General features: G+C 60.4%; 12 protein-coding genes. 1 reads left to right on the top strand and 11 read right to left on the bottom strand.

What is annotated here, in order from left to right; all coding sequences use genetic code 11:
• Positions 1-190 precede the first annotated feature (190 nt).
• From ACJ8IL_RS04665 to sdhC, 4 genes are read right to left on the bottom strand one after another with little or no spacing between them, the layout of a single operon-like run.
• Positions 191-907 carry a succinate dehydrogenase iron-sulfur subunit gene (locus ACJ8IL_RS04665; protein WP_025301880.1) on the bottom strand — a complete coding sequence of 239 codons (717 nt, stop codon included), beginning with the start codon at positions 905-907 and terminating at the stop codon, positions 191-193.
• Positions 908-923: 16 nt separating this feature from the next.
• The gene (gene sdhA, locus ACJ8IL_RS04660; RefSeq protein WP_015376974.1) at positions 924-2,690 is read right to left on the bottom strand and encodes a succinate dehydrogenase flavoprotein subunit; all 1,767 of its coding nucleotides are present in this window, start codon (positions 2,688-2,690) and stop codon (positions 924-926) included.
• Positions 2,691-3,038 carry a succinate dehydrogenase membrane anchor subunit gene (gene sdhD, locus ACJ8IL_RS04655; RefSeq protein ID WP_004939891.1) on the bottom strand — a complete coding sequence of 116 codons (348 nt, stop codon included), beginning with the start codon at positions 3,036-3,038 and terminating at the stop codon, positions 2,691-2,693.
• Positions 3,032-3,421, bottom strand: a complete 390-nt coding sequence (gene sdhC, locus ACJ8IL_RS04650; protein WP_004939893.1) for a succinate dehydrogenase cytochrome b556 subunit — start codon at positions 3,419-3,421, stop codon at positions 3,032-3,034. The genes sdhD and sdhC overlap by 7 nt, the downstream gene beginning before the upstream one ends.
• Positions 3,422-4,150: 729 nt before the next feature.
• Between sdhC and ACJ8IL_RS04645 the strand changes: the two genes are divergently transcribed.
• Positions 4,151-5,443, top strand: coding sequence for a citrate synthase (locus ACJ8IL_RS04645; RefSeq protein WP_016928730.1), 1,293 nt, complete (start codon positions 4,151-4,153; stop codon positions 5,441-5,443).
• A 57-nt stretch (positions 5,444-5,500) separates the two neighbouring features.
• On the opposite strand, the gene nei is transcribed toward ACJ8IL_RS04645, so the two are convergent.
• From nei to pxpB, 7 genes are all read right to left on the bottom strand, one after another.
• Entirely contained in the window at positions 5,501-6,292 is a 792-nt protein-coding gene (nei, locus tag ACJ8IL_RS04640; protein WP_025301879.1) for an endonuclease VIII, read from the bottom strand.
• Positions 6,293-6,346: 54 nt separating this feature from the next.
• Positions 6,347-6,991: a pyroglutamyl-peptidase I gene (gene pcp / locus ACJ8IL_RS04635; protein ID WP_016928732.1), complete on the bottom strand. Its 645-nt coding sequence runs from the start codon at positions 6,989-6,991 to the stop codon at positions 6,347-6,349.
• Positions 6,992-6,999: 8 nt separating this feature from the next.
• Positions 7,000-8,019, bottom strand: a complete 1,020-nt coding sequence (locus tag ACJ8IL_RS04630; RefSeq protein ID WP_025301878.1) for a DUF979 domain-containing protein — start codon at positions 8,017-8,019, stop codon at positions 7,000-7,002.
• A complete protein-coding gene (locus ACJ8IL_RS04625) occupies positions 8,016-8,747 on the bottom strand; it encodes a DUF969 domain-containing protein (protein WP_127146245.1) in 732 nt (243 codons plus the stop codon). The genes ACJ8IL_RS04630 and ACJ8IL_RS04625 overlap by 4 nt, the downstream gene beginning before the upstream one ends.
• Before the next feature lie 62 nt (positions 8,748-8,809).
• Positions 8,810-9,550 carry a 5-oxoprolinase subunit PxpA gene (gene pxpA, locus ACJ8IL_RS04620; RefSeq protein WP_173889367.1) on the bottom strand — a complete coding sequence of 247 codons (741 nt, stop codon included), beginning with the start codon at positions 9,548-9,550 and terminating at the stop codon, positions 8,810-8,812.
• On the bottom strand, positions 9,540-10,472 hold the full coding sequence (gene pxpC, locus ACJ8IL_RS04615) for a 5-oxoprolinase subunit PxpC (RefSeq protein WP_025301875.1): 933 nt from the start codon (positions 10,470-10,472) through the stop codon (positions 9,540-9,542). Before pxpC ends, pxpA begins: the two co-directional genes overlap by 11 nt.
• Positions 10,466-11,122: a 5-oxoprolinase subunit PxpB gene (pxpB, locus tag ACJ8IL_RS04610; protein WP_025301874.1), complete on the bottom strand. Its 657-nt coding sequence runs from the start codon at positions 11,120-11,122 to the stop codon at positions 10,466-10,468. The genes pxpC and pxpB overlap by 7 nt, the downstream gene beginning before the upstream one ends.
• Positions 11,123-11,275: the final 153 nt, after the last annotated feature.

Below are 11,275 nucleotides of genomic sequence, written 5' to 3'. Positions count from 1 at the left end.
ACTCGACGTACTTGCGGCCATGACGGCCCGATACGTTCTGTTATGGACCTTGCGGTCCCTTACAAGGAACCTCTAAAAACCGGCGGAAGAACCAGGCTGCATAGCGCCGCAGCCGCGGGTCAGTTTTTAGAGGTTCCCTCCCCTATGGGATGTGCGCCGGAAAAGAGCCCGGCGCAGCATCTCATTCCGTTTATGCGCCGCGTTGCAGCAGCATGGACTTGATATGCCCGATCGCACGCGTCGGGTTCAAGCCTTTAGGACATACACTGACACAATTCATAATGCTATGGCAGCGGAAAACACTAAAAGCGTCGTCCAGATCATCTAAACGTTCTTGCGTTTCCGTGTCACGGCTGTCGATCAGGAAGCGATACGCCGCCAACAGACCGGCTGGGCCAATGAACTTGTCCGGGTTCCACCAGAACGATGGGCAAGAGGTCGAGCAGCAGGCGCACAGGATGCACTCGTACAGACCGTCCAGCTTGGCGCGTTGGTCCGGCGACTGCAGGTGCTCGCGCGCCGGCGGGTTCTTGCCGTCGTTCAGCAGGTATGGCTTGATCTTTTCATACTGGGTATAGAACTGGCCCATATCCACCACCAGATCGCGCACCACCGGCAGGCCCGGCAGCGGACGGATCACGATCTTGCCGTTGCCTTTGCGCAGCGACGAAATCGGGGTGATGCACGCCAGGCCGTTTTTACCGTTCATGTTCAGGCCATCGGAACCGCATACGCCTTCACGGCATGAGCGACGGAACGACAGGGTCGGGTCTTTTTCTTTCAACTGGATCAACGCATCCAGCAGCATCATGTCGCGACCTTCTTCCGCTTCCAGGGTGTAATCCTGCATGTGCGGCGCGTCATCGACATCCGGGTTGTAGCGATAAATGGAAAATTCGAGTTTCATCTGTCGATCTCCGCAATTAGTAAGAACGCACTTTCGGCGGGAATGCCGGGCGCAGCTTCGGTTGCATGTTCACTTCACGACGCGTCATGCTTTCCGATTGCGGCAGATACAGCGAATGGCACAGCCAGTTGGCGTCATCGCGTTCCGGGTAGTCGAAGCGGCTGTGTGCGCCACGGCTCTCGGTACGGAAGTTGGCCGACACAGCGGTGGAATACGCGGTCTCCATCAGGTTATCCAACTCCAGGCACTCGATGCGCTGGGTGTTGAACTCGCTGGAGGTATCGTCCAGGCGTGCGTTCTTCAGACGTTCACGGATCACTTTCAGTTCTTCCAGGCCCTTGGCCATCGCATCGCCTTCACGGAATACCGAGAAGTTGTGCTGCATGCAAGACTGCAGCGCTTTGCGAATTTCGACCGGGTCTTCACCGGAACGGGTGTTGTTCCAACGGTTCAGACGGTCCAACGAGGCTTCCACGTCGGAGTCGCTGGCGTCACGGCTCACGCCCTGCTCTTCCAGCGATTCCTGCAGGTGCATGCCGGCGGAACGGCCGAACACCACCAGGTCGAGCAGCGAGTTGCCGCCCAGGCGATTGGCGCCGTGCACCGATACGCAGGCGATTTCGCCCACGGCGAACAGCCCCGGGATCACCACGTCTTCACCCTTCTCGTTCACGGTCAGCGCCTGGCCGGTCACCTTGGTCGGAATGCCGCCCATCATATAGTGACAGGTTGGGATAACCGGGATCGGCTCTTTCACCGGATCGACGTGCGCGAAGGTGCGGGACAGCTCCAGAATGCCCGGCAGACGGGATTCCAGTACCTCTTTGCCCAGGTGATCCAGCTTCAGCTTGGCGTGCGGGCCCCAAGGACCGTCGCAACCGCGGCCTTCGCGGATTTCGATCATGATCGAACGGGCAACCACGTCGCGGCCCGCCAGATCTTTGGCATTCGGCGCATAACGCTCCATGAAGCGCTCGCCGTGTTTGTTCAGCAGGTAACCGCCTTCGCCGCGGCAGCCTTCAGTCACCAGTACGCCCGCGCCAGCGATGCCGGTCGGGTGGAACTGCCACATTTCCATGTCCTGCACCGGCACGCCAGCGCGCAGCGCCATGCCGACACCGTCGCCGGTGTTGATGTGGGCGTTGGTGGTGGACTGATAAATACGGCCTGCGCCGCCGGTCGCCAGCACGGTGGCCTTGGCTTTGAAGTAAACCACTTCACCGGTTTCGATGCAGATAGCCGTGGTGCCGACCACCGCGCCATCCTGGTTTTTCACCAGATCGAGCGCATACCACTCGGAGAAGATGGTGGTGTGGTTTTTCAGGTTCTGTTGGTACAGGGTGTGCAACAGCGCGTGACCGGTACGGTCGGCTGCGGCTGCGGTACGCGCCGCCTGCTCGCCGCCGAAGTTCAGCGACTGACCGCCGAACGGGCGCTGATAAATGCGGCCGTCGTCCAGACGAGAGAACGGCAGGCCCATGTGTTCCAGTTCCAGAATTGCTTCCGGGCCGGTTTTACACATATATTCGATGGCGTCCTGGTCACCGATATAGTCGGACCCTTTCACCGTGTCGTACATATGCCATTCCCAGTTGTCCTCGTGGCTGTTGCCCAGCGCGACGGTAATGCCGCCCTGTGCAGACACGGTATGGGAACGGGTCGGGAAAACTTTGGACAGCAGGGCACAGGTCGAGCCCGCTTGGGAAATTTGCAGCGCGGCACGCATGCCCGCACCGCCGGCGCCGATTACGACGGCATCAAACTCTCTGACTGGCAGTTTCATTTAAGCACCCCACACTACGATTGTTCCGTACAGTAAATAGACCAGCAACGCGACCACGACAGCCAGCTGCAACACCAGGCGAACAGCCAGCGGCTTGACGTAGTCCGTCAGCACCTGCCACAGCCCGATCCAGGCGTGCACCAGAATCGACAGCAAGGTCAGCAGAGTGAACACTTTCGTAATGGAAGTGGCGAAGAAACCGCGCCAAATGTCATAAGTGAGTTCCGGAGCCGTGACGAAAAAGCCCAGGATATACAGGACGTACAGGGTGATGATGATCGCGGAAGCACGCAGCAGCAGCCAATCGTGCACGCCGTTGCGCCCTAATGCAGAAACGTTGTTTACCATACGAGGACTCCAGCCAGAACTGACAGCACGACGGTCAGACCGATCGCCACCTGGGCGGAACGGGTACCGGCGGCCAAACTCTCTTCGATGTAGCCAAAATCCATTAACAAGTGACGGATGCCACCGCAAATGTGATAGGCCAGCGCCGTGAGGATGCCCCAGAATATGAATTTGACGATGAAGCTATTCATGATGGCGGCCGCCTGCAGGAACCCCTCTTGGGAAGAGAGTGACAGGCCCAGCAGCCAGAGGAGGATACCCACGGCAACGAAGGTAATTACGCCAGAGACTCGGTGTAAGATAGACGCTATCGCAGTTACGGGGAACCGGATCGTTTGCAGATCCAAGTTGACAGGTCGTTGTTTTTTCACGTATTTGCCCACACAGCTCTTATTATTTTCCTTCCTCCGGGCCTGGGCGGGGATCAGACAGCGTTAAGAGCCTAAAACCCTTACACGTCACGCGCTCAAACATCAACATCCTCTGTGCTCAAACGGCGCGCATTTATAACGCTGGGTGCTCCTACTTCAGGGTAATCCGGAGACCTGGCGGCAGTATAGGAGGATCACATTCTGATTACAATTCTCATACAACCGCTTTGATAACATTTCCCCCGAACAGTGATTCAGATCACGGATTTCACAATTAGTGCAAAATTAATTATCTGATTTGACAAGAGATCAACATTTCCATTACATATAGGGGCACAAACGGTCCTATGATGCGCTATGGGTCAGCAGATACACTTCCTCCCGGGTTCGAGTTATGCAACAGTGTATTTGGCGAACCTATCCCAATAGACGTTGTTTCCCGCTCGAGTTTGCCGGCGTCAAAAGCAAATAAAGCACATAAAAACAGATTATTGGGATAGGTTCACATCTCTTCGAACAGCTCATAGGTAAGATTAACAGACTATAACGAATTACTCTGAATCGTTAACAACTGGTCACCCGTCTCGTTCGCCTGGTCAGCACTCTGTACCCTACCCGCGCACAGTTGCGCAGTCGCTCACAGAGTTAGCGTCCGCACCATTTTTTGCGGGCAACCTGCAGAGATTTAAGGTATTTCAGTTGTTAGTGGTTTTTTAAAATAAGGCGCTAAGGAGACAGTAAATGACTGATAAGAAAGCGACGCTAACCATTAACGACAGCGAAGCTCCGATCGAACTGGGCGTATTGACACCGACACTGGGCCCTGATGTCCTCGATGTCCGCGCTCTGGGTTCCAAAGGTTATTTCACATTTGATCCCGGCTTTACCTCCACCGCTTCTTGCGAATCCAAGATTACCTTCATCGACGGCGACAAAGGCGTGCTGCTGCACCGCGGCTTCCCTATCGAGCAGCTGGCGAAAGAATCTTCCTACCTGGAAGTGTGCTACATCCTGCTGTACGGCGAGACCCCAACGCCGGAAGAGTTCGAAACCTTCAAGACGACCGTAACCCGTCACACCATGATCCACGACCAGATCACCCATCTGTTCCGTGGCTTCCGTCGCGACTCGCACCCGATGGCGGTGCTGTGCGGCGTGACCGGTGCGCTGGCGGCGTTCTACCACGATGCGCTGGACGTCAACAACGAACGTCACCGCGAAATCACCGCGTTCCGTCTGCTGTCCAAAATGCCGACCGTGGCCGCGATGTGCTACAAATACTCCCTGGGCCAGCCGTTCGTTTACCCGCGCAACGATCTGTCCTATGCCGGCAACTTCCTGCACATGATGTTCGCCACCCCGTGCGAAGAGTACGTGGTGAACCCGGTGCTGGAACGCGCCATGGACCGCATCCTGATCCTACACGCCGACCATGAGCAGAACGCCTCTACCTCGACCGTGCGCACCGCCGGCTCTTCCGGCGCCAACCCGTTCGCCTGCATCGCGGCCGGTATCGCCTCCCTGTGGGGGCCGGCACACGGCGGCGCCAACGAAGCGGCGCTGAAAATGCTGGAAGAGATCAAGACCGTCGAGCACATTCCAGAGTTCATCAAGCGCGCCAAGGACAAGAACGACTCCTTCCGCCTGATGGGCTTCGGCCACCGCGTGTACAAGAACTACGATCCGCGCGCCACCGTGATGCGCGAAACCTGTCACGAAGTGCTGAAAGAGCTGAACAAGAAGGACGACAACCTGCTGCAGGTCGCGATGGAGCTGGAACACATCGCGCTGAACGACCCGTACTTCATCGAGAAGAAACTGTACCCGAACGTCGACTTCTACTCAGGCATCATCCTGAAGGCGATGGGCATTCCTTCTTCCATGTTCACCGTGATCTTCGCCATCGCACGCACCATCGGCTGGATCGCCCACTGGAACGAAATGCACGACGAAGGCATCAAAATTGCCCGTCCGCGTCAGCTGTACACCGGCTATGCCGAGCGTGATTTCAAATCCCAGCTGAAAAACAAGTAAGCCGCTTTCCTGGCTGAAACCGCACAGCGCCGCCCCTTCGGGCGGCGTTTTTTTTGGTTATTTCTGGCAACCCGGGCACCAATAAAACGGCCGCGATGACAGCTCGGTGCGCACAATCATCGCGCCGCAGCGTTCGCAAGGCTCACCGCTGCGATGAAATACCTTGAAGCGAAACAGCGCGCCGTGATGCCGGTTGTCATCCGCCTGCCCGCGCGTCTGGTAGGAAAGGCGCGGCACTGCCAGCAACGCCTCCGCCAGACGGCGCAGCGCCTCTGGCGTCAAATCCTGCGGTTTATGCTGCGGCGCCAGTTCGGCCTGCCACAGGATTTCGGCACGCAGATAATTGCCCAATCCGGCAAGAAATGCCTGGTCGAGCAGCATGCCGCTCAGCTGCCTGCGGCGAAAACGCGGCGTCAGCAACCGCTCCGCCACGGCGTCTACCGTCAGCGACATGTCCAACACGTCAGGGCCGATGCGTTGCAAAAACGGGTGCTGTTCTATTTCCTCGCGCGGCCCGACGGTAATGTCGGAAGCGCTGTAGAGCAATATCGCGCTGCGGGCGGTTTCCAGTCGCACCCGCAGATCGCGTTTGGTCTCCGGCGTCTCTCCTGCCGCCGCCACTTTCCACACGCCATACAGCTGGTTATGGCTGTACATCGTCAGCCCATTGGAGAAATGGGTCAGCAGCGCCTTGCCGCGCGGCTCGATGGCGACGATACGCTCGCCGATCAGACGCTGGCGATAGTGTTTCAACTGAGGAAAAGCGAAATCGACGGCGGTCAACGGCTGATCGATCACCGCCGCCGCCAGTTTGTCCGCCGCCCGGCGAATCTCCGGTCCTTCCGGCATAGACCACTCCTTGCGTAGACCCGGCGCAGCCCGATGCGCCGGGGATTCTCTTGATTAATGCGTCGCGCCGCCCACCACTTTCAGATCGTGTTCCACCTGCAAAGCAATGGAAACGGCCAGCTCCAGCGCAAACAGCACCGTCGAAGCCGCCATGCTCGGCGCACCGGGGTGGGCCGCCGCCTGTTCCGGCAGGTACGGAATATGGATAAAGCCGCCCTTCACCTCACGCTGGCCGCTCAAACGGTGCAGCAGCCCATACATCACATGGTTGCACACGTAGGTGCCGGCAGTCTGCGAAACGGCGGCCGGAATGCCAGCTTCGCGCATCGAACTGACCATCGCTTTGATCGGCAAGGTGCTGAAATAGGCCGCCGGACCGCCGGCGACGATCGGCTCGTCCACCGGCTGCTGCCCCTGATTGTCGGGAATGCGCGCATCGTCGACGTTGATCGCCACCCGTTCAATCGTGATATCGGTGCGGCCGCCGGCCTGGCCGATAGCCAGCACCATCACCGGCTGCACCTCATCGATCGCCGCGTTGAGCGCCTCCAGCGCCGCGCCGAACACGCACGGCAGCTGGCGCGCCACGATGCGCGTGCCGACCAGCTCCATATCATTGAGCTGCTTCACCACTTCCCAGGAGGGGTTAAGGCGTTCTCCGCCAAACGGCTCAAAGCCGGTAATCAATACTTTTTGCATCCTTACTCCTACAGGAACATCAGGAAATACAGCAGGAACACGTTAACCAACAGCAACAGCACGCCGGTCGGCACCTGCGCCTTGATCACCGCATTCTTGTCCGGCAACTCCAGCAGCGCCGCCGGCACGATGTTGAAGTTCGCCGCCATCGGCGTCATCAGGGTGCCGCAATAGCCGGAGAACATACCGATCGCCGCCATCACCGCCGGGTTGCCGCCATGCTGCAATACCAGGATCGGAATGCCTATGCCGGCGGTAACGATCGGGAAAGCGGCGAAGGCGTTGCCCATCACCATGGTCAGCACCGCCATACCGATAGCGTAGACCGCCACGGCGATAAAGCGGTTATCGACCGCCAGATACTCCTGGGTCAAATGCGAGATCGCAGTACCAACGCCAGCGACGGTAAACAGCAGCCCCAGCGTGGCGAGGATCTGCGGCAGAATGAACGCCCAGCCGATCGAATCCAGCAGGCGCCGCGCTTCCTGCACCGGCTGCAGGGCCTTCTCATGGGTCATTTTCACCGCGATCGCCAGACCGATCAGGCAGCCGACGGTCATCGAGAACAGGGTGATCAGCGTCGCGTGGTTACCGCTGCCGAACACCGCGCTTTGCAACGCCGGCACGTTGTTGAACAGCAGCACACCGATCACCGTCACCACCGGGATCGCCAGTGCGGGGATAAACAGCTTGTTGCCCAAACGCTTGGCGCTGGTCTCGCGCTCCTGCGGCGTTCGCTGATGATAGCTGCCGAGGCGCACGCCGCCGAAGCCGGCGATCAGGGCCATCACCACCACCACCCCGCCAACGATGATGTGCAGCATGCGTTTCTCGTTGCTGCCTTCGCCGAGCACGTCGCCCAGCAGGCGGTAAGTCCAGTCGCCGACCAGAAATACCAGGCCGTACAACCCCCAAAACAGCCCGGTGGTGATGCGGCGCGGGTTGGCGCGATCGCGGAAGGACATCACCGCCACAATCAGCAGCACCGCGCCGGCCAGCCAGTAGAGATATTGTTGCTGGAAATTCATCGTGCCTCCCCCTTCGCCTGCAGCGCCGACTGATTCAGCTGCGCCAGCTCGGCGCTCAGCTGTTTATCCATTCGATACAGCCGGAATGCGTGGATCAGGAAAGCGAAAATGGCGGTCGGAATGCCCCACAGCGCGATATGCAGCGGCTCGGTCTGGATGCCGCCGGACTCCAGCATAAAGTTGTGCATGAAGATGATCGCGCCGAAGGCCACGAAGATATCCTCACCGAAAAACAGCCCGACGTTGTCGGTCGCGGCCGACATGGCGCGCAGGCGGTGGCGCGTACGCTCCGGCAGTTCGCCATAGCGGTTTTCCGTTGCCCCTTCCGCCATCGGCGCCAGCAGCGGCCGCACCATTTGCGGGTGCCCGCCCAGGCTGGTCAGCCCCATCGCCGCGGTGATCTCGCGCACGAACAGGTACACGATCAGCAAACGGCCGGCGGTGGCGCTTTTGATCTTGGCGATCCACGCCTGCGCCCGCTCTTTCAGCCCGTGGCGCTCCAGCAGGCCGATCACCGCCAGCGGCAGCAGCAGGATCAGCGGCAGGTTGCGGGTGTTGAGAAAGCCCTCGCCGAGCTTTTCCAGAATGACGTCCAGCGGCATCAGCGCCGCCAAACCGGTGATGATACCGGCGGCGATCACCACCAGCACCGGGTTGAAACGCAATACAAACCCGACCACGATGGCGGCGATGCCGATCAGTGGCCAGAGATTCACAGCCTGTTCCATAGTCTTCCCTCGATATTTTCTAATAGTTTTTTGCTTGTGATGTTGTGTCTTGCTTTACGGCTTTATTGCTCCGCGCTGACGCGAATACCCTGTTGAACAAAACTGTCCCGCAGCTTGCGCGCATACGCCAGCGCATGCTCGCCGTCCCCGTGCAGGCAGACAGTTTCCGCCTGAACGGCGGCCCAGACGCCATCCACGCTGCGCACCCGGTGATGGCGCACCATCTCCAGCGTTTGCGCCAGCGCCTGTTCGTCATCCTCGATCAATGCCCCCGGCAAACCGCGCGGCACCAGCGTGCCGTCGGCCTGATAACCGCGATCGGCGAACACCTCCTGCCGGGTGGTCAGACCGAGCCGTTGCCCGGCGCGGATCAGCTCGCTGCCGGCCAGCCCCACCAGCCGCAGCGCCGGATCGACCGCCTGCACCGCCCGGGCGATCGCTTCCGCCAGCGCCGGTTCAACCGCCGCCTGGTTATACAGCATGCCATGCGGCTTAACATGTACCATCACTCCCCCCTCAGCGCGGGCGATCGCCGCCAGCGCCCCGAGCTGATACACCACCTGCGCGTACACCGTTTCCGCCGGCAGCTGCATGCGGGTGCGGCCGAAGTTCTCCCGATCGGGAAAACTCGGATGGGCGCCGATCGCCACGCCGTACTGCAATGCCCAGCGCACCGATTGACGCATGGTCTGCGCATCGCCGGCGTGGAAGCCGCAGGCGATGTTGGCCGAGCTCACCAATTGCAACAGCGCCTGATCGTTGGCGCAGCCTTCGCCAAGATCGGCGTTCAAATCAACGATCATGTAACCCCCAGGCAATCTGTCGAAGGAAGAGATCCTGCTCGGCTTTGGCGCGCTGCGCCTCCGTCAGTGAGCAGAGAACGAAGTGGATCGGTTCGCCGAGGCGGATCTGCGCCAAGTGGTAGAGATCGGCTTCGATCACGCAGGCGATACGCGGGTAACCGCCGGTGGTTTGCGCATCGGCCATCAGCACGATCGGCTGGCCGTTATGCGGCACCTGCACCACGCCGGGCATCAGGCCATGCGACAGCATCTCGCGGTCGGTGGTGCGCTCCAGCGGCGTACCGCCGTGCAGGCGGTAGCCCATGCGGTTGCTCTGCGGGCTGAGCTGCCAGGCGGTGCGCCAAAACGTATCCTGCGCCTCTTCGCTGAATTCGGCGTACTCCGGCCCCGGCAGCGCGCGGATGCGGTTGGTGAACAGCAGCTGTTTCACGCCGCAGCGATGTTGCGGTTGAGCGGCTGATTTGCCCAGCGGCAGCCGATCGCCGTCCTTCAGGTTACGGCCTTCGTGGCCGCCAAAGGCGGCTTTCATGTCGGTGCTGCACGAGCCCAGCATTTCCGGCACGGCGATACCGCCCGAGATCGCCAGGTAGCTGCGCATGCCGCGTTTCGGCGTGCCCAGCGCCAGCCGCTGCCCCTTTTTCACCGGGTAGCGCCAGCCGGTCCACAGCGGCTTGCCGTCCAGCTGCGCGTCGCAGCCGGCGCCGGTCAGGGCAATCCAGCCAGAGCGGGTAAACTCGGCGCTGAACTGGCCGAGCGTGATCTCCAGCCCGGCGGCCTCCGGCGCGTTGCCCACCAGCAGGTTGGCGATCTTCAGCGCCGGTTGATCCAACGCCCCGCCGGTGCTGATGCCCAGGCGGCGGAATCCCTCGCGGCCCAAATCCTGCACCGTGGTATAGATGCCGGCACGCAGAATAATCAGCATACGCCCTCCTTCTGCGGCACGAAGCGCACGCTATCGCCCGGGCGCAGCAGCGTCGGCGGCATTTCATGCGGATTGAACAGCGCCAGCGGCGTGCGGCCAATCAGTTGCCAGCCGCCGGGCGTCACCAGCGGATAGATGCCGGTCTGGCCGCCGCCGATGCCGACGGAGCCGGCCGCCACCGCCAGACGCGGTTCGGCGCGGCGCGGCGTCGCCAATTTTTCCGGCATGCCGCCCAAATAGGAGAAGCCCGGCTGAAAGCCGAGGAAATAGACCACATAGGCCGCCGCCGCGTGGCATTCCACCACCTGCCGCGGCGTCATGCCGGTATGGCGCGCCACGTCATCCAGATCGGGGCCTTGCTCCCCGCCGTAGACCACCGGAATATCCACCTGGCGCGACTCCGGCGTCAGGCGCTCTTTGCTTTCCCAGCCCTGCTGCAGCAACGCAAGCATCGCTTCGGCGTCGGCCTGCGGCGTATGCAGCAACAGCGTCAGGTTGTTCATCCCCGGCACCACTTCCCGCACGTCGGGGTGGTGATTCAGCTTTTCCGCCAGCGCCCAGATGCGCTGCTGGCTCGGTAACGTCACCGGCGGCGACAGTTCAAGCACTACCGCTCTTTCACCCAACAGGTAATAACGTGCTTGTTGCACCCTTATTCTCCTTATTATTATCGCGATGAAAAACACACCAGTTATGCGTGACGCGGCCCCGGCTGTCAATAGAACGCAACCATAAGGAAAATAAGGAAATAGCGCGATAAAAGGATTCAGCCGGCGCACAGGCCGGGCTGGATCCGGGGAAGA

The organism is Serratia sp. CY47444, assembly GCF_052168635.1.
GTDB lineage: Bacteria > Pseudomonadota > Gammaproteobacteria > Enterobacterales > Enterobacteriaceae > Serratia > Serratia bockelmannii.
This window is presented reverse-complemented; position numbering and strand designations above follow the sequence as displayed.